The organism is Gillisella taibaishanensis, from assembly GCF_001938985.1.
Lineage (GTDB): Bacteria > Pseudomonadota > Alphaproteobacteria > Rhizobiales > Rhizobiaceae > Allorhizobium > Allorhizobium taibaishanense.
The window spans coordinates 279379-305112 of sequence record NZ_MKIN01000024.1 but is presented as its reverse complement, the minus strand read 5'-3'; the positions used below and the strand labels follow the sequence as shown (position 1 = coordinate 305112).

Sequence of the window (25734 nt, the reverse complement as noted above, 5' to 3'; positions counted from 1 at the left end):
CGGATGCCTGCCGCGAATTCTGGGACTGTCATAAATATTACACCAAAGGTGTATTATTGAAAATACACATCAAGAGTAATATCCCTTCCAGGAGAGCCAGATGCCGATGAAATTCCTTGCCGCAGCAGCGCTAGCGCTTGCCGCCTCCGTCGCCACGCTGGCCGCGCCAAGCCACGCCGCCGATACCAATATTAAGAACCTGGACTTCGATCTCTTCAAAGTCACCAGGGAGAATTTCTACGACATCATCGTTCCCGCAGCAAAAGCCGAGGGCACGGTGACCATGTATAATTTCGCTGGCAGTTTCGCGCCCACTTGGAAGAAGCTGATCGAAATGTTCGAGGCCAAATACGGCATCAAGGTCGCCTATAGCGACGTGAATGGCGATCAGGCCGATCAGCAATTGATCGCGGTCCAATCTGCCGGTCAGGATGCGCCAGTCGATGCCTATTTCTCCGGTGGTGGCGACTATCCGCTGCTGTCGTCCAAGGGCGTGATCGGCAATATCCCGCTCACCAAAATTCTTCCCAATATGGCGACCTACGATCCCGTTCTTGCCGAAACCGTGTTCGGCCATGCGCATGGCGGCACCTATCCACTGGTGCATCTCAACCAGACTGCCATTGGCTATGACAGCGCCATGGTGAAACCGTCAGAGGTTCCGAAATCCTTCGATGAGTTGCTGGCCTGGGCCGAAAGCCATCCAAAGCGGCTTGGTGTCACCCTGCCGGCCAAAGGCGGTTCCGGCGGCGGCTTTATCTATTCCGTAGCGCTGAACTACCTAACAGGTGACTGCAAGAAGGTACTGACCGATTACGGCCAAACCCTGCAACATGCCGAAGACTGGGCGATGACATCGGAATGCCTGACCCCGGTATGGGATTATTACCGGCGCTTGCTGAAAGCCGCCGAGTTGACCAATGGCAATGCCGACACGCTGAACCTGATCAACAACCGCGAGCTCTATATGGGCACAGTCTGGGAAGATCAGGTGATGACCTTTCTCGGCAGCAAGCAGTTGCCAGAAACCTTCCGCCTGACACTGTTGGAAAAGGGCCAGGTTGGGTCTGGTGACGCGATGTTCTTGCCAGCCAATGCCAAACATGTCGCTGCCGGCCTGCTGCTGATCGATATGGCCATGAGCAAGGAATTTCAAACCTATAAGCTTGAAGCCATCGCTTCGCGCTCACCACGCGCCGATGTCAACAACGGCCTGATCCCGGCCGACAAACAGATGCATGTGCTGCCCGCCAGTGTCTATCCGCGCCTGTCGGTGCCGGCCTTCTGGGACATGTCGAAAGCGCTCGCCGAAGCGCTGGATGAAAAAGTCATCAACCAGTAACGCCGGCGCCGACGGTCGAGGGAACAAAGAGAGGCCGCCCCACCGTGGCCTCCTGCCCGTCCAACTCCGTTTTCACCGGTCAATTCGCTGCAGACAGGTATTGCTCCCATGAACGAACTCGAGATCATCGACATCACCAAGGACTACGGCCAAGCCCGCGTCCTGCATCCGGTTTCGCTCAGCGTCGAACGGGGGGAATTCGTGACGATCCTAGGCCCATCCGGCTGCGGAAAATCGACGCTGCTGCGCATTCTCATGGGTATTGGCGAAGCCTCTGGCGGCGAGATCCATCTGGCCGGCAAGCGGATCGATCACCTTCCGCCCGAGGCGCGCGACATCGCCATGGTGTTCCAGTCCTACGCGCTGTTTCCGCATATGTCGGTTGCCAAGAATCTTGGCTTCGGCCTGAAGATGAAGAAGGTGCCAAAGGACGAGCGGGCCAGACGCATCGACCATGTTCTCGATATCTGCAATCTACGCGGTCTGATGGATCGCTTGCCGCGACAGCTGTCCGGCGGGCAGCAGCAGCGCGTGGCGCTCGCCCGTGCCGTCGTGATGCAGCCGAGCCTGCTGTTGTTCGACGAGCCGCTATCCAATCTCGATGCCAAGCTGCGTGACAGCCTGCGACACGATCTCGTCGCTCTGCATCGCCGGATTGGTGCCACCAGCCTTTACGTGACCCACGATCAAGCCGAGGCCATGGCGATGTCCGACCGGATCGTTGTCATGAATGCCGGACGGATCGTCGAGATCGGCACGCCACTTGAGCTTTACCGGGCGCCGAAGCAGGTGTTCACAGCCAATTTCCTCGGCCAGACCAATCTTCTTGCCGTCACAGCCTCTGGCAAGGAGGCGCGCCTGCCCTGGGGCCAGGTGGTGGCTCTCGATAGGCTGGCCGCCGGTGCCGTGCAGGTTTCCGTACGTCCGGAAAATATCTTCATCGACAGCGATCCTGCCGGGGCCGCAATCGTCACGTCCGTCGCCTTTATGGGTCCGACGATCTTCTATACTGCCGAGATCGGCTCGATCTCGGTCAAGATCAGCCAGTCGGGCGGCGCCGAGCCGCTGCCGACAGGAGCGCGCGCGTCTCTGCGCTTTCAGGGGCCGGTGCATTTGCTCGAGAACCGGCTGGCCGAGGAGGCTGCGTGATGCGTATTCTGCCTCATCGCCGCACCCTGCAACTGCTGTTGCTGCTCGCACCCGGCATCGGCTATCTGCTGTTCTTCTTCGGCGCGCCACTGCTCTCCGCCCTTGTCGGAAGCTTCCGCATGGAGGACGGCAGTTTCACCCTGAACTGGTATCAGCGGATCTTCACCCGGCCCTCCATGCTACGGGGGCTTTCGACCTCTATCTATTACGGCATCATCCCAGTGCTGTTGTCGCTCACGCTGTCGGTGCCGCTATCGCTGCTGCTGCGCAGAAGCTTCTTCGGCCGCAAACTGTTTAGCGGGCTCTACAAGCTGCCCATGGCGGTTCCGAGCATCATCGTTGGACTGATGGTAATTGTGGTGTTCGAGCGCGGCGGCTTTTTCGACCGGCTGCTCGCGCCGCTCGGCTTCACCTTGCCGAAACTGGTGCGCGACGAGTGGGGCCTTGGCGTCATCATGGCCGGCGCCTGGAAACAGGTGCCCTTCATGACGCTGATCATCACCAGCGCTTTTGCGGCAATCCCCGAGGACATCCGCCACGCTGCCCGCACGCTTGGCGCCTCCAGGCTATCGACTTTTCTGTCCGTCGACATTCCGCTCGCCATGCCCGGCATCACCGCCGCCATCCTGCTAACCTTCATCGGCTCGATGGGCTCCTATGCCATCCCCGACATTGTCGGCCCGGCGACGGCGAGACCGCTGTCGGTGCTGATGGTGCAGGAATTCAAACAGGGCCGGTTCGAGCAAGTCTATGCGATGGGCATGGTGCTCAGCCTTTTCGCGGTCGCAGTCCTGCTCGTCTACTACGGATTGACCAGCCGCATCGGCAATGGCAGCCTGAAAGGAGCCGCATGATGGCCAGTATAGCGCTCGCTCCCACGATGCCGCCGCGCCGCCGCCGGTTCAATCCGGAAGATCGGCTACTGGTCTCGGCAGGCCTTTACACGTCACTCGCGCTGGCGATCGCACTGCCACTGTTTCTGATGTTCCTCTGGAGCGTTGCCGATGGCTGGCAACCGCCCAACATCCTGCCGCAGAGCTTCACCTTAAGCCGCTGGGCGGGCTTACTCTCTGATCCCGGCCTTGCCACGGCGCTTACCACCAGCCTGTTGATTGCGTTCACCGTGACAGCGGCGACGGCACTCATCGCGCTACCAACCGCCTGGGCCATGGCGCGATTTCCCTTCCGGTTGAAGCGGCTGGTGGAGGTCTTCATCCTGGCGCCGGTCATCATTCCCGGCTTGGTGGTTGCGGTTGGAATCGGCAAACTCTTCCTCGTGCTCGGCCTTGCCTATTCCACAGTGGGCGTGATCGTCGTTCAGATCGTCGGCACGCTGCCGCTAATGATCCGGCTGATGTCGGCGACCTTCGAGACGATTCCTGACGAGTTGATCCACGCAGCCCGCTCGCTCGGCGCCGGCACGGTCAATATCGTGCTGCACATCATCCTGCCGTTGTCGATTCCAGGTCTGCTTGCCGGCGGGTTGATGTCCTTCATTGGCAGCTTCGAGGAATTCGACAAGTCCTTCATCGTCGGCGCCCCTGTCGTCCAGACCCTGCCGATTAAGCTCTATATGTATCTCGACCCCTATTCGATGCAGCTGCCGCTCGCCGCCATCGTCTCCTTCATCCTGCTCCTGCCCGCCCTTGTGGTCTTCATCATCGCCGGCCGCATCATGCGCGACGATCTGATGGCCTCAGGCATGGGCAAGATTTGAAGCCATTTTTCAAACCGCAACCGAAAGCCAAGACATGCCCGTACAGATCTCTTCCCAGCCGTATGCTACCCCGCAAATGCGTCCCTGCTCGATCCTTGATATGACGACGCGCTCCAATCCGGCCATTCTCACCATCGCCCATCGTGGCCTGTGGAAGACCACATCCGAAAACTCGCTCGCCTCGATCCGCGCAGCCGTCGAACAAGGCGTCGACATCGTGGAGATCGACACCCAGTCGAGCAGTGATGGCACGCTCGTCGTCATCCATGACAAAACCCTCGACCGCACCACGACGGGCTCCGGAACCGTCAGCGAATTGCCTCTCGCCACCATCCGGCAGGCGCGGCTGCGCGCCGGTGCCGGTGGGAGCGATGCCGATGTCACTGAGGAATGCGTGCCGACCCTCGAAGAAATTCTCGAGGAAGCCCGCGGCCGGATCGCCATCAATATCGACACGAAATTCACCCGCGATCTGCCGCAGGTGATGGAGACCGTGCTGCGGCTCGGCATCGCCGATCAGGTCGTGGTCAAGACCGATATCGATCTCGATGCCGACCATTTTGGCGTTCTCGATGCCGACTGGTTCGGTAAGATCCCGCATATGCCGATGTTTCCGGTACGGCCCGGTCGGTTTGCAGAAGACCTCAAGCGGATCGAAAGTTTGAAAGCCCCGATGATCGAGGTGAAATTCAAGGATATTGCCGATATCGCCGCTGGCCGCGCAGAACTGGAGCGTCAGAATATCCGCGTCTGGATCAACACGCTCGACTGCTCCCATTGCCTCGATTTCAACGACACGCGCGCCCTCACTGACCCGCACGGCGTCTGGACCATGCTGGCCGAAGTCGGTGTCGGGGCGATCCAGACCGACGAAGTCGAGGCGTTCAAGGCGTGGTTAAACGGCCGGATGTGATGCTGTAACCTTGAAAGAAAACGCCGCGCCACAGGATAAATACCTAGGGCGCGGCGGTATATGCCATAAATGATATGTCAGCGATTACTTACTTTTTGGCAAAACCAGGCAGGGTCACGCGGAACACCTGGAACATCGTATCCACATCGGCGGCGCCCTCGGCCTTATAGGCCGCGCCGACCTGATAGCCGTCCTGGGTCAGGAAGTCGTTGTCGTTGGCGACGAACAGGAAATAGTCGTCAGGCGTGGCCGGATCGAGAACCGGAGCGACCGACATGGCTTCCCATTTTTCCGAGAGATTGTTCTTGTCGTTTGGCGCGCCGTTATGCAGGCCGAAGCGGGCTAGATCCTTGCTGTCGTTGATGTCGATGAACGACGTCACGGCCGCCGCCTTGACGGACACGTCGACCACCCCCTTCGGCGCCACCGGTTTGACACCATCGAATTCGCTATTGGCAATGTCGGTTGCGGCGGACAGATCAACCAGATCGATCTTGCGATAGACGGAGGTATCGCCCTTCACGCCCTGGCCATTGTTGCTGTCGCGGGCGATCATCAGGAAGCTCTTGTCCGACAGCGCGAGGATTTCGCTCTGGGCGGCGACTACCACCTTGCCCTTACTGTCAAAGGTGGGCAGCGGCACGACATATTCATGCACCAGTTTCAGGTGATCAACGTCGGATGCGTCATAGACCAGCGCGCGGGTGTTCATCCGGGTCGAGCTGCTATCGCCGCCGTCCTGGCGGGTCGCCGACTGCAAGAGCGCAATCAGGAACTTGCCATCAGGCGTCAGCGACAGGCCCTCGAAGCCCTGATTGTTCTGGCGACCGGTGTCAGGATCTTTCGGCTCCGGCTTGGTGCCGCCCTCGCCGACATTGTTGGAAGAGAAGTTAAGCTCACCCTTGCGCATCGGCAGAAAGGCTTTCGGCGGCTGGGTGGCGGAGATCAGCTTCCCCTCGGCGGAGAAGTGATAGATGTAGGGGCCGTATTCGTCGCTCACCATCATAGAGCCGTCCTTCAACAGCACGACGGCTTCCGGATCGAGCGAGATCTTGCCTGTGCGTGCCTGCGGCAAAGCAGGCATGGTCTTGGTGGCAGCGCGGATGCCGGATTCGGGGTCGAGACCGGTAAAGCTCTTGCCCTCCTCATCGGTGAACAGAACGGTATCGGCGAGCTTCGCATCCATCCCGGCCTGTTGCTTGTCGGCCTGCGGTGTCGCACCTACTGCGGTCGGGGCGAGCGTGAAGTCGATCCGGTTGATCCGGGTGTTGTAATCGGTCGTGCCTTCGACATTGTAGCCACGGTCTGGCAGCAGCCAGAGCGAACCGGAATAGGTGTCGCCATCCCTCTTCCAGCGCGTCAGATCGACGGCCATGCCGGAGCCGGAGCCGAAGGTTTCCTTGAACTTGTCGCGCTGGTTGGCCGGGATGCGGCCGATCGCAACCAGGCCCTTGTTGGCAATGGTCACGCCATTGGCCGTAACCGCGCCTTCGGCCAGCGCCGAAACGGCCGAAGACGCGACGAATGTCGCTGCGAGTAACAGTGCCTTGCGTGAAATCATCATCATCCCGATCCTTCGCCAAAATCGGGGCAGCGCTCAAGCGTGATGTCGCAGACGCATATTCGCGCGCCGGCTCACCATATGACCCGCTATCGCTCCCCCCATCACGGCCAATAAAAGCTTCCCGTGACAGGATCGTGACAGGTTAGGATTGCAGAGCAACGACTTAAACGCAGATGCTATTTAACGCTGGTCACCACCGGAACAGGGGCGACGGCGATATTGCCGGCAGCCGGCTTCCAATCCGGCATGACCAGACCGCCCGAGATTAGCAGCTTGGCGCCCTCTTCCGGCGTCATATCCAGGAGTTTCAGACGGCTGCGCGGCACGAACATCAGGAAGCCCGCCGTCGGAACCGGGGTCGGCGGCATGAAGACGGCGATCATTTCCTCGCCTTCTTCGTTCAGCCGCGCGGCAATTTCGCCGGTTACCTCAGTTGCGACAAACACCATGGCCCAGGTGCCGGGGGCGGGAAATTCGATCAGCCCGACCTTCTTGAAAGAGCTCGACTGCTCCTTCAGCACCGTCTCGAAGATCTGCTTGAGGCTCTTGTAGAGCGTCCGCACAAGCGGCATGCGATTGAGGATCGATTCGCCAAAGTTGACGATGGAGCGACCGACCAGATTGCGCCCGAGGAAACCAATCAGTGTAATGCCGACCACTGCGATCAGCAGGCCGGTGCCGGGAATGGCGATGTTGAAATAATAGGCGGGATTGTAACGCTGCGGAATATAAGGCGTTACCCAGCTATCGGCCCAATCGATGAAGGTAAAGGTCAACCAGACGGTGATTGCCAGTGGGGCGCAAATGATCATGCCGGTCAGGAAATTGGTCCTTAGCCGGCCGGCAAGAGAAATGCGTTCAGGTTTATCCGACATAAGATCCGATTGTTTCAAGCCGCCCAAATTGCTTCGGACGCCATTAACTGGCGCCGCGAAGCAGCATAGCAGAAGTGTGGGGCACCTTGTACGCGAAGACAAGGTTGGTATTCACCTAATCGATCACTCAACCGTGACGGATTTAGCGAGATTGCGTGGTTGGTCGACATCGGTGCCCATGAACACTGCCGTGTGATAGGCAAGCAGCTGGATCGGCAGCGAAAATACCATGGGCGCAATGATCTCGGCGACATCGGGTAGCACGATGGTTGCCATGGTCTCGAGCTTGGACGCCGCAGCACCCTTTGCATCCGTGACGAAAATGATGCGGCCGCCGCGCGCAGCTACTTCCTGCATGTTCGACACCGTCTTTTCGAAGAACCGGTCATAAGGAGCAATGACGATGACGGGCATGTTTTCGTCGATGAGTGCAATCGGCCCATGCTTCAACTCGCCGGCGGCGTAACCCTCGGCGTGGATATAAGAAATTTCCTTGAGCTTCAGCGCGCCTTCCAGCGCCAGCGGATAGCTGGTGCCGCGCCCGAGATAGAGCACGTCCTTGAATTTCGACAGATCGCGCGACAGGCTTTCCATCTGCGGCTGGATCAGATTGACTACGTGGCTCATGATGCGCGGCAGCTCGGCCAGATGCCGCACCAGTTCCTTTTCCTCCTCGTCATTGATCACGCCGCGCGCCTTGCCGGCGGCAATGGCGAGCGATGCGAGAACGGCAAGCTGGCAAGTAAAGGCCTTGGTAGAGGCAACGCCGATTTCCGGACCAGCGAGGATCGGGAAAACCGCATCGGCCTCACGGGCAATCGTCGATTCGCGCGCGTTGACGATGGCGCCGATTTTCAGGCCAGCATCCTTGCAATAGCGCAAAGAGGCCAGCGTATCGGCGGTTTCGCCCGATTGGGAAATGAACAGCGCGGCCTGATCGGGCGACAGCGGCATTTCGCGGTAGCGGAACTCCGAGGCGACATCGATCTCGACTGGCAGGCGGGCATAGCGCTCGAACCAGTATTTGCCGATCAGTCCCGCCAGGAAGGCGGTGCCGCAAGCGGAAATCGCCAGACCGCGCAGCGGCTTGAAGTCGATGGCCATGGCCTCCGCCTTCACCACGTGATCGGCGAGATCGACATAATGGGAAAGCGCGTGCGACATGACCTCAGGCTGTTCATAGATTTCTTTTTCCATGAAATGTCGATGATTGCCCTTATCGACCAGATAAGCACTGCCCTGCGAAATCTGTCGCGGACGCTTCACCGGCTTGCCGGTAAAATCCATGATTGCGACGGTCTTCTGGCCAAGAATGGCGAAATCACCGTCGACCAGATAGGTGATCTGATTGGTGAAAGGCGACAGCGCAATGGCGTCGGACCCTAGAAACATCTCGCCCTTGCCGTGACCGATGGCGAGCGGCGGCCCGAAGCGAGCGGCAAACAGCTCGGTAGGATCGTCAGCAAACATCACCAGCAACGCATAGGCGCCGGTGATCCGGCTCAACATTTCCAGCATGGCCTCCTTGGGGCCAAGTCCCTGGCGGCGATAGCGGGCAAGAAGCTGGGCAACGACTTCGGTATCGGTCTGGCTGCTGAACGTGGCGCCGTCGGCGACAAGCTCATCGCGCAACTCAGAAAAATTCTCGATGATGCCGTTGTGGACAACAGCCACGCCGTCGACGAAATGCGGATGCGCATTGGCTTCGTTCGGCACGCCATGGGTTGCCCAGCGCGTATGGGCAATGCCGATCGTGCCTGGCAACGGCTGCTTGGCCAGCCGTGTCTCCAGATTGAACAGCTTGCCCTCGGCGCGCCGACGGCCCATCACGCCGTCATCAAGGGTCGCAACGCCAGCCGAATCATAGCCCCGATATTCCAGCCGCTTCAGGGCATCCACCAGCCGCTCAGCAACCGGATGATCACCGACAATTCCGACAATACCGCACATGCAATTCTCCTTCTCGCGCCTCGCGCGAGGAAACTCCTACCGATTCCAGAGGATTTCTCAATTCCGGCCTCGGTCAATTTGGATAACGTGACGTTACGAAAATATCCGTGATCAGGAACCGGATTTTTTCATGGCCTTAATTGCGAGATTCCGTTCACGGATTGCTTTTGCCCGCTCCGGCTTCACTTCTTGACGCGCGCGACCAAGCGCCAGCGCGTGGGCCGGCACATCCTCGGTAATCACGCTGCCGGAGGCGACCAGCGCGCCATCGCCAATCGTGACGGGTGCCACCAGCGCACTGTTGGAGCCGATGAAAGCATGGGCACCGATATGCGTCTCGTGCTTGTTTACCCCATCGTAATTGCAGGTGATCGTCCCTGCCCCGATATTGGTCTCGGCGCCAATGAAGGCGTCGCCGATATAGGTGAGATGATTGATCTTGGCGCCGGGTCCGATTTCGGCCTTCTTGACCTCGCAGAAGTTGCCGACCTTGGCACCCTCGCCGAGATTGGCACCCGGCCGCAGCCGCGCAAACGGCCCAACAGTGGCGCCTGACGCGACATGGGCGCCTTCGAGATGCGAGAAAGCATGGATCACGGCGCCGCTTTCCACCACCACGCCGGGACCGAACACCACATTCGGCTCGATCAGCACATCCTGGTGCAGCACGGTATCATGGGCCAGAAACACCGTTTCCGGTGCAATCATCGATACGCCCGACAGCATCACCTCATGGCGACGCCGCTCCTGCCAGAGCTTTTCGATGACGGCCAATTCGGCGCGATTGTTGCAGCCGGCAAGCTCGGCCTCGGGTGCATCGACGGCCACCGCCCGACCACCGAGTGAACGAACGATCTCCACGAGGTCCGTCAGGTAATATTCACCCTTAGCGTTCGCATTGCCGATCCGCGCCAGCAGGTCCAGGGCCTTGGCGCCACTGATCGCCATCAAACCGCTATTGCACCAGGTGATGGCGCGCTCGGCCTCGCTTGCGTCCTTTTCCTCGCGGATCGCAACCAACTCGCCATTCTCGACCAGAAGTCGGCCATAGCCAGTCGGACGCTCTGTGTGAAAACCGATGACCGCGATGTCGTTACCATCCGCCAGCGCCTGGCGCGCCGCCATCAGCGGGCCTGGCGTGATCAGTGGCGCATCGCCATAGGCGACCAAAATATCGTCATAGCCTCGCGCAATCGCCTCGCGAGCCGTCAGCACCGCGTGGCCAGTGCCAAGCCGCTCTGTCTGGACGAAAGAGCCTACTGAAAGACCGTCGATACTGGCTGCCGCAGAAACTTTTTCAGCATCACGACCAACGACCAGCGCCACATCGCCAATGCCGCTCGCCGCCACTGCCTTCATCACATGAGCGATCATCGGCAGGCCGGCGACCGGATGCAGCACTTTCGACATCGAGGATTTCATCCTCGTGCTGTCGCCCGCGGCAAGGATAACGGCAAGACAGGTGCGGCTCATGGGTCATCTCCAGCCAGTAAAGGGTCCAGCAAGCACGGCAACACTGCCGCTGGGCGCTGTTTACCAGCTGGAATGAAAACTACAAACCGAGAAATATCAGCCCAGCCCGCTTCGGCCAGAACGGCGGGAAGAGCGATAGGCAGCCAACAATTCTTCGACGGAAATCCCGTCGATCGTCGCGCCGGTCATGCGGCAGCCGGCAATAGCCAAGCCGGAAAGATCAGCATTTTCTATCTGCGCACCGGACAAGTTCACATCCTTGAACGTCGCGCCGGACAGATTGTCATTTTCGAAATCGCAGCCAGACAGATTGCCGTCGTTAAAGCTGGCGCCCGACAGATTGACCTGCTGAAATTCGCAACCGGAAAGATTGCTGTCGACAAATTCCGATCCCGACAGATTGGAACCTCTCACGTCCAATTGTTTCATAGCACCATGAAGCTGCATGTCGCGTTGCTCCTGCTTGCAAAAAGCCGCCCGGCGTTCACCGGGCGGCTCAATCTATCTTTATCGGGTTTCCAAGCCAAGATCACTTCGGCAGCTTGTCGTCCACGCCTTCGACGTAGAAATTCATGCCGAGCAACGTCTTGTCGTCGGCCTTTTCACCAGCCTTCAGCCAAGGCGTGCCGTCCTGCTTGTTGAGTGGGCCCGTGAAGGGATGAATTTCGCCGGACTTGATCTTGGCTTCCGTTTCCTCAGCCAGCTTCTTTACGTCGTCAGGCATGTTGGTGTAGGGCGCCATGGTGAGGATGCCGTCCTTCAGGCCGTCCCAGCTCTGCTCGGACTTCCACGTGCCGTCGAAAAGCGCCTGGGTGCGCTTGATGTAATAGACGCCCCAGGTGTCGGTGATCGAGGTCAGCTGCGCATGCGGGCCAGCGGCGATCATGTCGGACGCCTGGCCGAAGGCCTTGATGCCTCGCTGTTCGGCGATCTGCATTGGCGCAGTGGTGTCAGTGTGCTGGGTCAGGATGTCGACGCCCTGGTCGAGCAGCGCCTTGGCGGCATCGGCTTCCTTGCCGGGGTCGAACCAGGTGTTGACCCAGATGACCTTCATCTTGAAGTTCGGGTTGACCGACTTCGCGCCCTGCTCAAAGGCGTTGATGCCCATGACCACTTCCGGAATCGGGAAGGATGCGATGTAGCCGGCTGTGCCGGTCTTTGACATCTTGGCGGCGATGACGCCAGCGATGTAACGACCTTCGTAAAAGCGTGAGTTGTAAGTGCCGACGTTGTCAGCGGTCTTGAAGCCGGTGGCGTGCTCGAACTTCACCTTCGGGAACTTCTTGGCGACCTTGATCGTGGCGTCCATGAAGCCGAAAGAGGTGGTGAAGATCAGCTTGCAGTCTTCGCGGGCAAGACGCTCGATGGCGCGTTCGGCATCCGGGCCCTCAGGCACATTTTCAAGGAACGGCGTTTCGATCTTGTCGCCGAAATGCTTCTGCAGTTCCTGGCGTCCGAGATCGTGGGCCTGGCTGTAACCGCCATCGGTCTTGCTGCCGACATAGACGAAGCAGATCTTGGTCTTGTCGGCCGCATTGGCAGCGCCCGATACTGAAAGCATCGTAGCGACGGAAGCCGCAAAGGCGAGTGCTAGTTTTTTCATGATTTCCCCTGTTTGTATGAGAGTGCGGATAAACGTAAACGTTGGTCAGCGGTCCGGGACGAACGGCTTTCCAAGCGAAGCGGGCGTGTTGATCAGCGTCGTGCGCCGATTATGCGAAATCGCGATCAAAACGACAATGGTTGCAGCATAAGGAAGCGCTGATAAAAACTGGGCCGGCAAGCCGATGCCGAAAGCCTGCGCATGCAATTGTCCAACTGTGACGGCGCCGAACAGGTAACCGCCCGCCAGCACCCGCCAGGGACGCCAGGACCCGAACACGACGAGCGCGAGCGCGATCCAGCCACGCCCGGAGGACATGTTTTCCACCCATTGCGGCGTATAGACCAGCGACAGTTGCGCGCCCGCCAGACCCGAACAGGCGCCGCCGAACATAACCGCGAGATAGCGCGCGCGAATAACCTTGAGGCCGAGCGTATGGGCCGAGGACGGGCTATCGCCGATGGCGCGCAGCATCAGGCCGGTGCGGCTCTTGAACAGGAACCAGTGGACGCCGATGACAAGCACGATCGACAGGTAGAACAAAATATCCTGGTGAAACAGGACCGGCCCGACGAAGGGAAGGTCGGAGAGACCGGGAATGTTCAGCGCCGGCAGGCGGACGCCAGGCTGACCGACGAAGCTCTCGCCGATCTGGCCCGACAGTCCGAGGCCGAGAATGGTCAGCGCCAGACCCGTTGCCACTTGATTGGTAACCAATGTCAGCGTCAGGAAGGCAAAGAGCAGAGAAAAGATAGCACCTGCGGCAATGCCGGCGATCATACCCATGAGCGGCGAGCCTGTCATTTGGGCTGCGGCAAAAGCGGCGACCGCGCCCATGATCATCATGCCCTCGACGCCGAGATTGAGCACGCCGGCACGCTCGGTGACGAGCTCACCCAGGGCAGAGATTACCAGAGGTGTCGAGGCGGTGATGACCGTCAGCAGAATGGCTTCGACAATCATTGGACGCCTCCGGCAGCCGAACCGCGCGCTTTCGCCAGCACGATCCGCACCTTGTAATAGATCAGCGTGTCGCAAGAGAGCACGAAGAACAGCAACAGTCCCTGAAACACCCGTGCCACTTTATCCGATACGCCGATGGCCAATTGCGCGCCTTCCCCGCCGAGATAGGTCAGCGCCAGAACCAGACCGGCGACGATGATGCCGAGCGGATTGAGCCGACCAAGGAAGGCGACGATAATCGCGGTAAAGCCATAACCCGGCGAAATCGACGGCTGCAGATGGTTGATCGAACCGGACACTTCGGCAATACCGGCAAGCCCTGCCAGCGCACCTGAAAACAACATGGAAAACCAGACCATGCCGCGCGAGGAAAAGCCGGCAAACCGCCCTGCCCGTTCCGACTGGCCAAGCACAGTCACTTCAAAGCCCTTGAGCGTAAAACGCATCATGAACCAGACACCGACGGCCGCGACAAGGGCGAAGACAAAGCCCCAATGGGCTCGGCCGGAGTCTTCCCATATTGCCGGCAGGATGCCCTCGGTCACGAATTCGCGGGTCTGGGGAAAGTTGAAGCCCTGCGGATCGCGCCAGGGACCGCGCACCAAGTAATCCAAGGTGAACTGGGCGATATAGACCAACATCAGACTGGTCAGGATCTCATTGGTGTTGAACCGGGTTTTCAGCAGGGCCGGGATAGCCGCATAGAGCGCGCCGCCGATCATGCCGGTGATCATCATCAGCGGCAACAACAGCGGCGATTGCCATTCGTAAAAGGTAACAGGAATGATCGAGCCGCAAATCGCGCCGACCGTGAACTGGCCTTCAGCGCCGATATTCCAGTTGTTCGAGCGATAACAAACGGACAGGCCGACCGCGATCAGGATCAGCGGCGCGGCCTTGATCGCCAGTTCATGCAGCGACCAGACCTCCGTCAGCGGCGCGATGAAAAAGCAGTAGAGCGCAAACAGCGGATCCTTGCCGAGCGCCCAGAACATCAGCCCGCCGAACACCAGCGTCAGCACCAGCGCCAAAATCGGCGACACCAGGGTAAACAGCCCGGAAGCCTGAGCGCGCTTTTCCAGTTCAATGCGCATCGGCGCTCTCCAGGCCATGCAACCCGCCCATCAGCAGGCCGATTTTCTCGCGGTTCATCACAGCGCTCGGATAGATTTTCGACAGCCGGCCCTCGGAAATCGCCGCAATCGCTGTGGACACTTCAAAGATTTCGTCCAGATCCTGGCTGATGATGACGACCGCAGAACCTTGCGCAGCCAGATCGATCATGGCCTGACGGATCCGGCTTGCGGCGCCCGCGTCGACGCCCCAGGTCGGTTGATTGACGATCAGCACCGCGGGCTTGCGATCGAGCTCGCGGCCAACGATGAATTTCTGCAGATTGCCGCCAGACAGAGCGCCGGCGACCGGATCGTCGCCGCTCTTGCGCACATCCATGGCCGTACAGATCTCGGCCGCAGCAACCTTCACTGCGCGATGTTTGACAAGCCCGAACAGGCCGGAGACGAAACGACCACGGTCCGAACGATGGCGCGCCAGCAACAAATTATCCGAAAGCGACAGGCCGGTGACGGCAGCATGGCCATGGCGTTCCTCTGGCACGAAACCGGCTCCCATCAACCGACGACGATTGATGCCGAAGCGGCCAACCGGCCGGCCGGCAAGCAGGACGGCGTCGTGATCGCGCACCGCATATTCGCCGGAGAGACTATCGAACAATTCACTCTGGCCATTGCCGGCGACCCCGGCAAGCCCGAGAATCTCACCAGCGCGCACCGTTAGCGAAATGTCCTTCAGCGCCATAGAAAATGGCGTGCGGGCAGCAACGCTCAAATTGCGCACAACAAGCAGTTCAGCTCCAGGCGCGGCGGCCACATCGGGTGCGACGCTGTTGACCTCGGCGCCAACCATCATGCGGGCCAGTGAAGCCGGGGTTTCCTGGCGCGGGTCGCAAGCGCCGGTAACCTTGCCGTGGCGCAGCACGGTAGCGCGGTCGCAGATGCGCTGCACCTCTTCCAGCCGATGGCTGATGTAAAGCACCGACCGGCCCTCAGCGCGCAGCTTTTCCAGGGTCTCGAACAGCTTGTCGGCTTCCTGCGGCGTTAGCACCGAGGTCGGCTCGTCAAGGATGATCAGCTTCGGATTTTGCAGCAGCGCCCGAACGATCTCAATGCGCTGGCGCTCGCCAACGGAGAGATCGGCCACATGGGCGGAGGGATCAAGCGGCAGGCCGTAGGACTGCGATAGCGCGCGCGCCCGTTCTGCGATCTCACCGATCGATACCGCTTCATCCAGCGAGAGCGCGATATTTTCGGCAACAGTCAAAGATTCGAACAGGGAGAAATGCTGGAACACCATGCCGATGCCAAGCCGACGGGCTGCGGCAGGAGTCGCAATCTCGACGGCGCCCTGCCCATCCCAGCGGATCTCGCCGGCGCTCGGGGCGAGAACGCCGAACAGCATTTTTACGAGCGTGGACTTGCCGGCGCCGTTTTCGCCGAGCAGCGCATGAATTTCACCGGGGAGGATGTCGAGGTCGATGCCATCGCAGGCGGTGAATGTGCCGAATCGCTTCGTCAGGCTGCGGACGGAAAGCAGCGGCGATGGCGCTGTTTCTATGCTATGCGACAACAGACCCCCTTGCTTCGACCCGATCCGAAACCGGCAGCACAAGACGAAGCGGATATTCAAACCATTTCAACGGCTTCACGTCCCATATCGGTCGCAATGCCACATGCTGATGGTATTGATACCGGTTTTATTGCCGCATACAACCGTCGTAACGATTATTTTTTGGGTCTTGCCCGTTTTTCAGGCACACCCTACCCGTTACTGTCGTCCAAGTGATGGAAATACCTGAAGAATTGCACCGATACCATAGAGGTAGATGCCGGTCACGATGAAGGGAATGGTGACGAAGGCAGGTGTGGAAAAGTGCATCAGCAGCGCCGCGCCGCCAAGGCCGCACCAGAGAAAGAATATCGCCAGATTGAGCGGCCGCAGTCTCTTGACCCGCACGGGATGCAGAAAATTGATCGGCAGGAAGGTGAGCAAAACAGAGACGCCAACCACGATCATCGCCGTCGTGGCAGACGCATGGATCACGAAAAGAGTGAAGACGATCATGTTCCAGACAACGGGGAAGCCGGAGAAGAAATATTCGTCGGTCTTCATGCCCATATCGGCATAGTAAATCGCGCTGGACACCACGATCATGCCCGCTGCGACGAAGGACCAGGGTTGGCCGATCATGCCGCTTTGGTAAAGCGCAAAGGCCGGCAGCAGCACATAGGTCACGTAATCAATGATATTGTCGAGCGTGTCGCCCGACCAGTTGGGCAGCACTTCCTTGACCTTGACCTTACGGGCAATCGGCCCGTCGATGCCATCGACAGCAAGCGCCAGGCCCAGCCACCAGAACATATCGACAAAGCGATGCTCGGCCGCCGCGACGACCCCTAGAAATGCCAGGAAAGAGCCTGACGCCGTCAGAATATGCACGGAGAAGGCGCGCATCTCTGCGTAAGGCACGCGCTTGTAGTTAAAAATCTTCATAATGCGCTGGTCAAAGCCCCTTTGATCGGTGGGGGGATAATCGCTAAATCCGCTTCAAATGCAACCGCCCAGACCGGTTTTACCGGAAAACGACAAAGGCTACCGCGACAGAATAGCATAGGCGGAGATCGCATTGCCCCATGGATTTCCGCAGCATCGCACACTATTTTCCCTATTATAGACACAGGAGCACGCGATGGAATCGGTCGACATCACAGTCATTGGCGCGGGTCTGGCAGGATCGGTTGCGGCGCTCTCTCTGGCGCGGCAGGGGCGCAAGGTCATGCTGATCTCAGGCGACAGCCGCCCGCACGACCGGCGCACCACCGCGCTAATGGATCAGTCGATACGATTTCTCGACCGGCTCGGGCTCTGGGAAGATCTGAAGCCCTCCGCAGAACCTTTGGCGACCATGCAGATCATCGACGGCACCACGCGGCTGCTGCGCGCCCCGCCGGTGGCCTTCCGAAGCTCGGAAGTCGGTCTTGCTGCTTTTGGCTACAATTTCCAGAATATCGATCTTCTCGGCGTATTCGATGCAGCTCTTGCCCGCGAGCCAAATGTCACGGTTTGCCGAGAGCAGGCAACCGCCGTCGATCTTTCCGGCGATCTTGCGCTGGTGACGCTGTCCAGTGGTGAGACCGTTACGTCTGATCTCGTGGTCGGCGCGGATGGCCGCCAATCGATGACGCGCGCCGCCGCGAACGTCTCGGTGAAAACCTGGTCCTACCCTCAAAGTGCCGTGGTGCTGAATTTCGGCCACGCCCTGCCCCATAACAATGTCTCAACGGAATTCCATACCGAAACCGGTCCGTTTACCCAGGTGCCATTGAAGGGCAATCGCTCCAGCCTTGTCTGGGTGGTCGAGCCGCAGGAAGCGGAAAGACTTGTGGCGCTGCCGCTCGAAGAGCTGGCTGTCCTGGTCGAGGCGCGGCTGCAATCGCTGCTGGGACGCGTAACGATCGAGGAACCAGCGCAGGCGTGGCCGCTGTCCGGCATGACCGCCCACCGCTACGGCAAAGGCCGTGCCGTGTTCATCGGCGAGGCCGCCCATGCCTTTCCGCCAATCGGTGCACAGGGGCTCAATCTCAGCCTGCGCGACATCATGTCCCTGGAAGATCTCGTCGGTTTCGAGCCGCAGAAGCCGCTAGGCCCAACGCTGGGCGACCGCTTCGATCGGCGCCGCAAGCTCGATGTGTTGAGCCGCACGGCGAGCGTCGACCTGCTCAACCGCTCGCTTCTCTCATCCTTCCTGCCGGTGCAGATGCTGCGTGCTGCTGGCATTCATCTTCTGTCGACGTTGACGCCGCTGCGCCATTTCGCGATGCGCGAGGGCGTGGCGCCCGGCCGTGGCTTTGGCGCCTTCCCGCAGATGATCCGCGACAAGATCAAGTCGCGTTTCTGATAGCCCCAGCGGGATTTAGCCGATCCGTGACAGGATCGGAAATGTCTGCTGAAACCAGATCGCCAGATCCGAGACGACGCCGAACATGAAGGCGAGGCCGGTGGCGACCAGCAGCAGGCCCATCAGCTTTTCCACCAGACCGAGGTGGCGGCGGAAGCGGGTGAGAAACCGCATGAAGGCTCCGGAAAACCCGGCGGCGATCCAGAACGGAATGGCAAGGCCTAACGAATAGATCGCTAGCAAGATTGCGCCCTGCCCGACAGTGTCGCGCGCTGCCGCGACGGCCAGAATGGCGCCAAGCACAGGCCCGATGCAGGGCGTCCAGCCGAAGGCAAAGGCAAGGCCCATGACATAGGCGCCCGTCAGGGTCGCGGGCTTGCCACCACCTGAAAACCGCATCTCGCGCGCCAACAGCCCTATGCGAAACAGGCCGAGAAAATTCAAGCCCATGACGATGATGACAAGGCCGCCGAGCTTCGAGAGGAGATCGAGATGCTGGCGCAGCGCCATGCCGATGGATGACGCCCCGGCTCCAAGTGCCACGAAGACGGTGGCAAAGCCGAGCGTGAAGCAAAGTGCCGACAGAATAACCGCCGTACGCGCCCGCTGGTCGACGGCCACGGCATCGCCACGGAACTGTTCGACGCTGACGCCTGCCATGTAGCAGAGATAAGGTGGCACCAGCGGCAGCACACAGGGAGACAGGAAAGACAGCGTTCCCGCTACCATCGCGGTCAGAAACGGGATTTCGGCAATGCTCACGAGTCGCTCCTCCAGCGCAGTCCTGTCTGGCGGTGTGGTAGCCCCGATAGGCCTCACGTGCCAATCACCTTTTTGCCGCAGGCGCGTGGGAACGGCGCCCGTGTACGGCATCATCCAACGGAAAGCAGCGGAAAATACGAAAACCGCTGTTTTTTGGGTTGACCGAAAACAGCGCCCTGAATATGGTCCGCGCACTTCCAAAGGGGCATCTGCTCCGCTTCGGGAGCGCGTAGCTCAGCCGGTAGAGCAACTGACTTTTAATCAGTAGGTCCAGGGTTCGAATCCCTGCGCGCTCACCACTTTCTGAAGTTCATCCCGAGACATTTTTTTGCTGTTGTCATCGAGCATGTCGAACCGCTCGACATATCCATTGCCACATCGGAAGACGAATAGACGGTGAATACCGCCCTTTCCTCTTCAAGAAGCTGCCGCCCGCCTCGTCCTAAAACTCTCCCGAAGCCTCGCGGCGTCTGAGATCGAGCTCTTCGCTGTAGCGGCGCAGGGTGTGACTTTCGGTGAGGAGGCCAATCGGACGGTTCTGGATGCGGTCGTTCATCACCGCCAGCGCTTCACTCTGGGTAGCGTCGAACAGGGCTGCGGCCTGCTTGACGTTCATGGTCGGGAGCAGCACGTCCTTGGTATAGTGCAGGTAGCTTTCGAGGTTGCGACCTTCGCTGTTGCGATCCATCGGGTCGGCGTAGATTTCCGCAAGCAGCACGATACCAGCATAGCGACCGTCATCATTGACCATGATGACCCGCTGGGTAGATCCGAGCGGAAACTGCTTGCAGAATTCCTCGAGCCCCATCGACAGTTTGGCAGTGCGCACATCGGCGCGCATCATCTTGGCCACCGTCAAATCGCGGATCCAGCCGACATCCTGCGCACTGCGGATGGTTTCGCCGCGCAGATGGAAGCGCCAGGTGGCGAAGGAGTAGCCGAAGAACACGCGCACGACGAGCGAGGTGGTGATGACGGATGCCAGGACGAGGGCGGTGATCGGAAAGTCGCCGGTGAGCTCCAGCGCCAGAAAGGTCATGGTCAGCGGCCCGCCGATGACGGCGGCCGCGAAGGCGCTCATGCCGACCACGGCGTAGATCACAGGCGTCAGCGTCAGCCCCGGCACCAGCATGGCGGCAAAAGCGAAGATTTTGCCAAGCAGCGCACCCATGAACAGCGAGGCGAAAAACAAGCCGCCACGAAAGCCGGACCCGATCGATACGGCGCTTGCCGCCGATTTCAGCACGAACAACAGGACGAGGCTGTAAATCGTCGTCTCGCTGTTGAGGTTGATATGCAGCGCGCCGTGACCGCCCGCCAGGATCTGCGGCGATACCAGCGCCAGGAGACCGATGACGATGCCGCCAATCATTGGACGGATCGGCTGCGATACAGCGCTTTTGCGGGCGGTTTCCTCCACGAAGGACACGGCCTGCATGAGGACGATGCCGACGCCGGCGCAGAGCACCCCCAGCATGATCGCCGGCAGGTAGTCGACCGGCGTGATATCGCCGACCGCGCCGATATCGATGGAGAGACCATGGCCGCCGATCTGGCTGGTGACGATCTTAGCGACCAAGGCCGAGACGATCACCGGGGCGAGCGTCACCACCGTATAGGAGCCAATAATCAACTCGACGGCATAAAAGGCGCCGGTCAGGGGTGCATCGAAGGCGGCAGCAATGGCGCCCGAGGCGCCGCAGCCGACCAGCAGGCGCAGGTCGCCGCGCCGCATCTTCAGCTTGACGCCGAGCTTGGAAGCGAAACCGGAAGCGATCTGCGTATAGCCGGCTTCCAGCCCCACCGAGGCGCCAAAACCGTTGGAGACAATATTCTGCACGCAGACGATGATACTGTCTGTCAGGGATAGCCGACCGCCGTGCAGAGCGTTGGCCTCGATGGGGTCGACCATCGGTTTCTTGCGGGTGCGCGACAGAATGAAGACGATGATGCCAAGGGCAATGCCACCGATGATCGGCCCGGCCAGCACGATAGGTCCGGTTATGCCGCTGCCGCTCAATGTCCCTTCCACGCCGAAGACCAGATAATGCAGTGCCTCGCTCAGAAAGCTGACGAGCGACACCAGCAAGCCGGCGGCAATGCCGATCATCACAGCCAGCGCCACCAGCCCGAGTTCGCCGCGCCGCAGCAGGCCCTGCAGGCGTGAAACCGTCAGATTATTGAAGAAGCTGGCCGTGCTCGGGGATTGGAAGGGCTTATTCAACATGGGTTTCCGGCTCGCGCCAACGGTTTAGATCGGAAATCAGCCGGGATAGGCGACCTCGAACTGCATCTGGTCATAGGCCGGTTCGACGTGATCAGGCGTTTCCCGCATGACCATGTCATAATCCAGCGGAATATGCATATGGGTTAAAATCGCTCGCTTTGCGGCGAATTTCTCGATCCAGGCCAAAGATTGCGCCAGTGACAAATGGCTCGGATGTTCTCGATACTGCAAGGCATCGATGATGAGGATATCAAGACCTGCCATGCGGGGCACAGTGTCGGACGGAAAGTCGCTGACATCGCTGCAATAGGCGACATTGCCGATGCGAAAGCCAAGCGACATGATATCGCCGTGATGCTGAAGCAGCGGCAAAAGCTCGATCTGCCCGCCGGGGCCGTCGATCACGATCGGCTTGGTCACGTCCTCAATGATCACGGGCCGCGCAATCGGCGGATAGTTGCTGCCCTCGGGCGATTTAAGGCAATAGCCAAAACCGGCCTCGATGCGGGCCATGGTCTCGGCATCCGCATAGATGGGAATGCGGTGGCGCTGGGTGAGGAAATAGCCCCTGAGATCGTCGATACCGTGCAGGTGGTCGGCATGGGCATGGCTATAGACGACGGCATCGAGCCTCTCGACCTTGGCCCGGATCATCTGCTCACGAAAATCAGGGCCGGTATCGACGAGGACTACGGTCTTATTACCATCAGGGGCGATCTGTTCGATCAGGAACGAAGCGCGGCTGCGGCGGTTTTTCGGATTGGTCGGATCGCAAGCGCCCCAGTCACCATCAATCCGCGGCACGCCCGGTGAGGACGAGCAGCCAAGAATGGTGAAGCGACGGCGATAGGTCATCTCTCACTCCAACCTTTGCCGCTTACAGTCTCGGCATTTTTGAAAACAGGCGCAGCGCATTGTCGGTGGTGGTCTTGGCGATCTCGGCGTAGCTCACGCCCTTCACATCGGCCAGCACCTCGGCCGTATTGACGACATAGGACGGCTCGTTGCGTTTTCCACGCCAGCGCTTCGGCGCAAGATAAGGCGCGTCGGTTTCCACCAGCAGCCGGTCCATCGGCAGGTCCTTGGCGATGTCGCGAAGCTCCTGCGATTTCGGGAATGTCAGAATGCCAGAAAAGGAGATGTAGCCGCCAAGCTCCACGCCGGTCCTGGCCAGCATCTCGCCAGCCGAGAAGCAATGAAGAATAAAGGGGAAAGTCCCCTTTTCCGTTTCCTGCCGCAGAATATCCGCCATGTCCTCATCAGCGCTACGGCTGTGGATGACAAGCGGCAGCTGCGTGCGGCGGGCGGCCTCGATATGGCGCAGAAAGCCGGTCTTCTGGTCTTCAGGCGTCTGGGTGTCGTAGAAATAGTCGAGGCCGCATTCGCCAATCGCGACGACCTTGTCATGGGCATCGGCAAGCCGCACGAGATCGTCGGCGGTGATCTCAAGCTCTTCATTGGCGTTGTTGGGATGGGTACCAACCGAGCAGAACACCGAGGGGTAGCGCTGCGTCAGCGCCAGAAGGCCATCCAGCTTCGCCACCCGTGTCGAAATGGTCACCATCTGCTTCACGCCCGCATCATGGGCGCGCTTCACCAGCTCGTCGCGTTCCTCTTCGAAATCGGCGAAATCCAAATGGCAATGGGTATCGATCAGCATAACGTCAGGCCTTGTCGGTTTCCGGAGCGGAATAACGCGGGAAGACCGGCGAAACGGCCGGAAGTTCCGTGCCCGGCTTCAGGCGGCCGGCCTCGCCAAGCTTGGCAAAGACGCGATCTTCCGGGGCAACGGCTACGAGGTCGAGCAGTTTCGCGGCACTGTCGGGCATGATCGGCTGGAACAGAATGGCGATCTGGCGCACCACCTCTGCCGCAACGTAAAGTACCGTTGCCATGCGGGCGACATCCGTCTTGCGCAGCACCCAGGGCTCCTGGGCGGCGAAATAACGGTCGGCCTCATTGACGATGTTCATGATCGCGCCCACGGCCTTGTGAATCTGCTGGCGCGACATTTCCTCGCGGCAGATGGCAATGGCTTCATCCGCCGTGGCGAGAATGGCCTTGTCGGCGTCGGTCAGCTCGCCGGGCTCGGGCAGCTTGCCCTCGAGGTTCTTAGCGATCATCGACAGCGAGCGGCTGGCGAGATTGCCGATGCCGTTGGCGAGGTCGGCGTTGATGCGCGTTCCGACCAGCTCGGGACTGCAGTTACCGTCCTGCCCGAAGGAGAGTTCGCGGCAGAGGAAATAGCGGACATTATCCAGACCGAACTGCTGCAACAGGTCGAAAGGATCAACGACGTTACCGAGCGACTTCGACATTTTCTCGCCCTTGTTGAGCAAGAAGCCATGGGCATAGACGCGCTTGGGCAGCGGAAGGCCTGCCGACATCAGGAAGGCGGGCCAATAGACCGCATGGAAGCGGATGATGTCCTTGCCGATGATATGGGCATCCGCCGGCCAGTATTTGGCACGCGGGCCGTTTTCGTCGGTCAGATAACCTGTCGCGGTGATGTAATTGGTGAGCGCGTCGACCCAGACATACATGACGTGCTTGTCATCGCCGGGCACCTTGATGCCCCAATCAAAGGTGGTGCGCGACATCGACAGGTCCTTCAGACCCGATTTGACGAAGGAGATCACCTCGTTGCGACGCTCATTGGGGCCGATGAAATCCGGCTGGTCCTCGTAGAGCTTCAGGAGCTTGTCTTCATAAGCCGACAGCTTGAAGAAATAGCTTTCCTCTTCCACCCATTCGACCGGCGTGCCCTGCGGCCCATAGCGAACGCCATCGCGCACGGAGGTTTCATCCTCGGCATAGTAGGCTTCGTCGCGCACGGAATACCAGCCGGCGTAGCTGTCCTTGTAGATATCGCCATTCTTTTCCATCCGCTTCCAGATGTCTTGGCTGGCGGCATGGTGGCGCTGTTCGGTGGTGCGGATGAAATCGTCGTTGGACGCGTTCAGCAGCTTGCCCATCTCACGGAATTCATTGGAATTGCGAGTCGCAAGCTCTTCCGGCGTAATGCCTTCGGCGCGTGCGGTCTGCTGCATTTTCTGGCCATGCTCATCGGTGCCGGTCAAGAAGAAGACATCCTTGCCATCCAGCCGCTGGAAGCGCGCCATGGCGTCCGTGGCGATCAGCTCATAGGCATGGCCGATATGCGGCTTGCCGTTCGGATAGGAAATGGCTGTGGTGATATAGTAGGTGTCTTTCATGGATCGGCCCTTGCAGTCCGCGTCTTTCATCGGGATTATCAGCCGCTCTTAACGCATGTCGCCGCGTTGCGAAACAACAAGTTTCCTGAGCGGGCGGTTTGAGGACGGCCGCACCTTGACCATGCCGCCCGGCTTTCGCTAGATCGATGCCATCGGCGCCGTCCGAATCCGAGCTATCCGAATCCGAGGAGGTGCGTTTCTGACCGGCTTTTCTTTCGATCCCCTGGTATCGCTCTCGGGCTTTCTCGTCGGTTCGCTGGTCGGCGTGACCGGCGTTGGCGGCGCGTCGCTGATGACACCGTTGATGGTGCTGCTGTTTGGCATTCATCCGGCAACGGCTGTCGGCACGGACCTGCTTTACGCCGCCATCACCAAAATGGCTGGCGCTGCCGTCCACCATCGCCATGGACACATCCGCTGGCGGCTCGTCGGGTTGCTGGCGATTGGCAGTGTTCCGGCAACGGCGCTGACGCTCTGGCTGATGAGCGGCGTTGATCGTAAGAGCGCCCATTCCGTCTCCATGCTGACCACCAGTCTCGGCATCATGCTGATGATGACCGCGATGATCCTGCTTTTCCGCGACGTGTTCATGCGCTTTGAGCTGAATTGGCTGAAAAAGCACCGCAGCCCGGAGCCTCGCACCATTGCAATCGCCACGGTGGTTCTCGGCATCGTGCTGGGCACGGTCGTGACGCTGACCTCGGTCGGCGCTGGCGCGATTGGCGTAACGGTGCTGCTGTTTCTCTATCCGCGCTCGTCCATCAACGACATCGTCGGCTCCGACATCGCCCATGCGATTCCACTCACCTTGATCGGCGGTATCGGCTATTTCATCATTGGCGACCTCAACTGGGTCTTGCTCGGTTCGCTGCTGATCGGCTCCATTCCCGGCATCGTGCTCGGCAGCCTGGCCGCTCCACGCCTGCCGGAGCGGGCTATCCGCATCACCCTCGCCGTCATCCTGGTCATCGTAGCGTCGAAGCTGATCGCCATTTGAGTTACGGCG

At 59.8% G+C, this 25734-nt stretch carries 22 protein-coding genes and 1 tRNA gene; 8 read left to right on the top strand and 15 right to left on the bottom strand.

The genetic code is table 11. The features are described 5' to 3' along the window. Positions 1-100: 100 nt before the first annotated feature. From BJF91_RS20380 to BJF91_RS20360, 5 genes are all read left to right on the top strand, one after another. Positions 101-1342, top strand: coding sequence for an extracellular solute-binding protein (locus tag BJF91_RS20380; RefSeq protein ID WP_075616359.1), 1242 nt, complete (start codon positions 101-103; stop codon positions 1340-1342). Between the two features lie 108 nt (positions 1343-1450). Then, on the top strand, positions 1451-2491 hold the full coding sequence (locus BJF91_RS20375) for an ABC transporter ATP-binding protein (protein ID WP_075616358.1): 1041 nt from the start codon (positions 1451-1453) through the stop codon (positions 2489-2491). Beyond that, on the top strand, positions 2491-3345 hold the full coding sequence (locus BJF91_RS20370) for an ABC transporter permease (protein WP_075616357.1): 855 nt from the start codon (positions 2491-2493) through the stop codon (positions 3343-3345). Before BJF91_RS20375 ends, BJF91_RS20370 begins: the two co-directional genes overlap by 1 nt. Continuing rightward, positions 3345-4208: an ABC transporter permease gene (locus tag BJF91_RS20365; protein ID WP_139310803.1), complete on the top strand. Its 864-nt coding sequence runs from the start codon at positions 3345-3347 to the stop codon at positions 4206-4208. Before BJF91_RS20370 ends, BJF91_RS20365 begins: the two co-directional genes overlap by 1 nt. Before the next feature lie 100 nt (positions 4209-4308). Next, complete coding sequence (locus BJF91_RS20360) at positions 4309-5121, top strand: glycerophosphodiester phosphodiesterase family protein (RefSeq protein WP_407639900.1); 813 nt, start codon at positions 4309-4311, stop codon at positions 5119-5121. Between the two features lie 88 nt (positions 5122-5209). On the opposite strand, the gene BJF91_RS20355 is transcribed toward BJF91_RS20360, so the two are convergent. The 10 genes from BJF91_RS20355 to pcsA all read right to left on the bottom strand — a co-directional run bounded on the left by BJF91_RS20355 (position 5210) and on the right by pcsA (position 17119). Next, positions 5210-6685, bottom strand: a complete 1476-nt coding sequence (locus tag BJF91_RS20355; protein ID WP_139310802.1) for an esterase-like activity of phytase family protein — start codon at positions 6683-6685, stop codon at positions 5210-5212. 176 nt (positions 6686-6861) lie between these two features. Then, on the bottom strand, positions 6862-7560 hold the full coding sequence (locus BJF91_RS20350; RefSeq protein WP_075616353.1) for a DUF502 domain-containing protein: 699 nt from the start codon (positions 7558-7560) through the stop codon (positions 6862-6864). A 123-nt stretch (positions 7561-7683) separates the two neighbouring features. Further along, on the bottom strand, positions 7684-9510 hold the full coding sequence (gene glmS, locus BJF91_RS20345) for a glutamine--fructose-6-phosphate transaminase (isomerizing) (protein WP_075616352.1): 1827 nt from the start codon (positions 9508-9510) through the stop codon (positions 7684-7686). A gap of 111 nt (positions 9511-9621) precedes the next feature. Continuing rightward, positions 9622-10983, bottom strand: coding sequence for a bifunctional UDP-N-acetylglucosamine diphosphorylase/glucosamine-1-phosphate N-acetyltransferase GlmU (gene glmU / locus BJF91_RS20340; RefSeq protein WP_075616351.1), 1362 nt, complete (start codon positions 10981-10983; stop codon positions 9622-9624). 96 nt (positions 10984-11079) lie between these two features. Then, positions 11080-11430 carry a pentapeptide repeat-containing protein gene (locus BJF91_RS20335; protein ID WP_075616350.1) on the bottom strand — a complete coding sequence of 117 codons (351 nt, stop codon included), beginning with the start codon at positions 11428-11430 and terminating at the stop codon, positions 11080-11082. Between the two features lie 82 nt (positions 11431-11512). Continuing rightward, positions 11513-12586, bottom strand: a complete 1074-nt coding sequence (locus tag BJF91_RS20330; protein WP_075616349.1) for a BMP family ABC transporter substrate-binding protein — start codon at positions 12584-12586, stop codon at positions 11513-11515. 45 nt (positions 12587-12631) lie between these two features. Beyond that, a complete protein-coding gene (locus tag BJF91_RS20325) occupies positions 12632-13549 on the bottom strand; it encodes an ABC transporter permease (protein ID WP_075616348.1) in 918 nt (305 codons plus the stop codon). Continuing rightward, on the bottom strand, positions 13546-14643 hold the full coding sequence (locus BJF91_RS20320; RefSeq protein WP_075616347.1) for an ABC transporter permease: 1098 nt from the start codon (positions 14641-14643) through the stop codon (positions 13546-13548). Before BJF91_RS20320 ends, BJF91_RS20325 begins: the two co-directional genes overlap by 4 nt. After that, entirely contained in the window at positions 14633-16195 is a 1563-nt protein-coding gene (locus BJF91_RS20315; RefSeq protein ID WP_075616442.1) for an ABC transporter ATP-binding protein, read from the bottom strand. Before BJF91_RS20315 ends, BJF91_RS20320 begins: the two co-directional genes overlap by 11 nt. A gap of 198 nt (positions 16196-16393) precedes the next feature. Then, positions 16394-17119, bottom strand: a complete 726-nt coding sequence (gene pcsA, locus BJF91_RS20310; RefSeq protein WP_075616346.1) for a phosphatidylcholine synthase — start codon at positions 17117-17119, stop codon at positions 16394-16396. Positions 17120-17315: 196 nt separating this feature from the next. Here pcsA and BJF91_RS20305 point away from each other — a divergent pair, with 196 nt between their 5' ends. Then, on the top strand, positions 17316-18524 hold the full coding sequence (locus BJF91_RS20305) for a UbiH/UbiF family hydroxylase (RefSeq protein ID WP_075616345.1): 1209 nt from the start codon (positions 17316-17318) through the stop codon (positions 18522-18524). 15 nt (positions 18525-18539) lie between these two features. Here the strand turns inward: BJF91_RS20305 and BJF91_RS20300 are convergent, their stop codons facing one another. After that, positions 18540-19286, bottom strand: coding sequence for a cytochrome c biogenesis CcdA family protein (locus tag BJF91_RS20300; protein WP_075616344.1), 747 nt, complete (start codon positions 19284-19286; stop codon positions 18540-18542). Between the two features lie 223 nt (positions 19287-19509). Between BJF91_RS20300 and BJF91_RS20295 the strand changes: the two genes are divergently transcribed. Further along, positions 19510-19585 (top strand) — tRNA-Lys (locus tag BJF91_RS20295). A 143-nt stretch (positions 19586-19728) separates the two neighbouring features. Here BJF91_RS20295 and BJF91_RS20290 read toward each other — a convergent pair. Genes BJF91_RS20290 through metG form a run of 4 tightly spaced genes read right to left on the bottom strand, consistent with a single transcriptional unit; the run spans position 19729 to position 24728 of the window. Beyond that, on the bottom strand, positions 19729-21513 hold the full coding sequence (locus BJF91_RS20290; protein WP_075616343.1) for a chloride channel protein: 1785 nt from the start codon (positions 21511-21513) through the stop codon (positions 19729-19731). 36 nt (positions 21514-21549) lie between these two features. After that, complete coding sequence (locus BJF91_RS20285; RefSeq protein ID WP_075616342.1) at positions 21550-22368, bottom strand: MBL fold metallo-hydrolase; 819 nt, start codon at positions 22366-22368, stop codon at positions 21550-21552. Positions 22369-22390: 22 nt separating this feature from the next. Beyond that, complete coding sequence (locus tag BJF91_RS20280) at positions 22391-23173, bottom strand: TatD family hydrolase (RefSeq protein ID WP_075616341.1); 783 nt, start codon at positions 23171-23173, stop codon at positions 22391-22393. A gap of 4 nt (positions 23174-23177) precedes the next feature. Further along, positions 23178-24728 (bottom strand): methionine--tRNA ligase, encoded by a 1551-nt coding sequence (gene metG, locus BJF91_RS20275; protein WP_075616441.1) that lies wholly within the window; start codon positions 24726-24728, stop codon positions 23178-23180. Positions 24729-24927: 199 nt separating this feature from the next. On the opposite strand from metG, the gene BJF91_RS20270 reads away from it, so the two are divergent. Beyond that, a complete protein-coding gene (locus BJF91_RS20270; RefSeq protein ID WP_075616340.1) occupies positions 24928-25725 on the top strand; it encodes a sulfite exporter TauE/SafE family protein in 798 nt (265 codons plus the stop codon). The last annotated feature ends 9 nt before the right edge of the window (positions 25726-25734 follow it).

Bases quoted from the DNA above. Each gene is read 5' to 3' on its own strand.
- BJF91_RS20380 (WP_075616359.1), top strand. From the start codon at position 101: ATGCCGATGAAATTCCTTGCCGCAGCAGCGCTAGCGCTTGCCGCCTCC.
- BJF91_RS20375 (WP_075616358.1), top strand. From the start codon at position 1,451: ATGAACGAACTCGAGATCATCGACATCACCAAGGACTACGGCCAAGCC.
- BJF91_RS20370 (WP_075616357.1), top strand. From the start codon at position 2,491: ATGCGTATTCTGCCTCATCGCCGCACCCTGCAACTGCTGTTGCTGCTC.
- BJF91_RS20365 (WP_139310803.1), top strand. From the start codon at position 3,345: ATGGCCAGTATAGCGCTCGCTCCCACGATGCCGCCGCGCCGCCGCCGG.
- BJF91_RS20360 (WP_407639900.1), top strand. From the start codon at position 4,309: ATGACGACGCGCTCCAATCCGGCCATTCTCACCATCGCCCATCGTGGC.
- BJF91_RS20355 (WP_139310802.1), bottom strand. From the start codon at position 6,685: ATGATGATTTCACGCAAGGCACTGTTACTCGCAGCGACATTCGTCGCG.
- BJF91_RS20350 (WP_075616353.1), bottom strand. From the start codon at position 7,560: ATGTCGGATAAACCTGAACGCATTTCTCTTGCCGGCCGGCTAAGGACC.
- glmS (WP_075616352.1), bottom strand. From the start codon at position 9,510: ATGTGCGGTATTGTCGGAATTGTCGGTGATCATCCGGTTGCTGAGCGG.
- glmU (WP_075616351.1), bottom strand. From the start codon at position 10,983: ATGAGCCGCACCTGTCTTGCCGTTATCCTTGCCGCGGGCGACAGCACG.
- BJF91_RS20335 (WP_075616350.1), bottom strand. From the start codon at position 11,430: ATGCAGCTTCATGGTGCTATGAAACAATTGGACGTGAGAGGTTCCAAT.
- BJF91_RS20330 (WP_075616349.1), bottom strand. From the start codon at position 12,586: ATGAAAAAACTAGCACTCGCCTTTGCGGCTTCCGTCGCTACGATGCTT.
- BJF91_RS20325 (WP_075616348.1), bottom strand. From the start codon at position 13,549: ATGATTGTCGAAGCCATTCTGCTGACGGTCATCACCGCCTCGACACCT.
- BJF91_RS20320 (WP_075616347.1), bottom strand. From the start codon at position 14,643: ATGCGCATTGAACTGGAAAAGCGCGCTCAGGCTTCCGGGCTGTTTACC.
- pcsA (WP_075616346.1), bottom strand. From the start codon at position 17,119: ATGAAGATTTTTAACTACAAGCGCGTGCCTTACGCAGAGATGCGCGCC.
- BJF91_RS20305 (WP_075616345.1), top strand. From the start codon at position 17,316: ATGGAATCGGTCGACATCACAGTCATTGGCGCGGGTCTGGCAGGATCG.
- BJF91_RS20290 (WP_075616343.1), bottom strand. From the start codon at position 21,513: ATGTTGAATAAGCCCTTCCAATCCCCGAGCACGGCCAGCTTCTTCAAT.
- BJF91_RS20285 (WP_075616342.1), bottom strand. From the start codon at position 22,368: ATGACCTATCGCCGTCGCTTCACCATTCTTGGCTGCTCGTCCTCACCG.
- BJF91_RS20280 (WP_075616341.1), bottom strand. From the start codon at position 23,173: ATGCTGATCGATACCCATTGCCATTTGGATTTCGCCGATTTCGAAGAG.
- metG (WP_075616441.1), bottom strand. From the start codon at position 24,728: ATGAAAGACACCTACTATATCACCACAGCCATTTCCTATCCGAACGGC.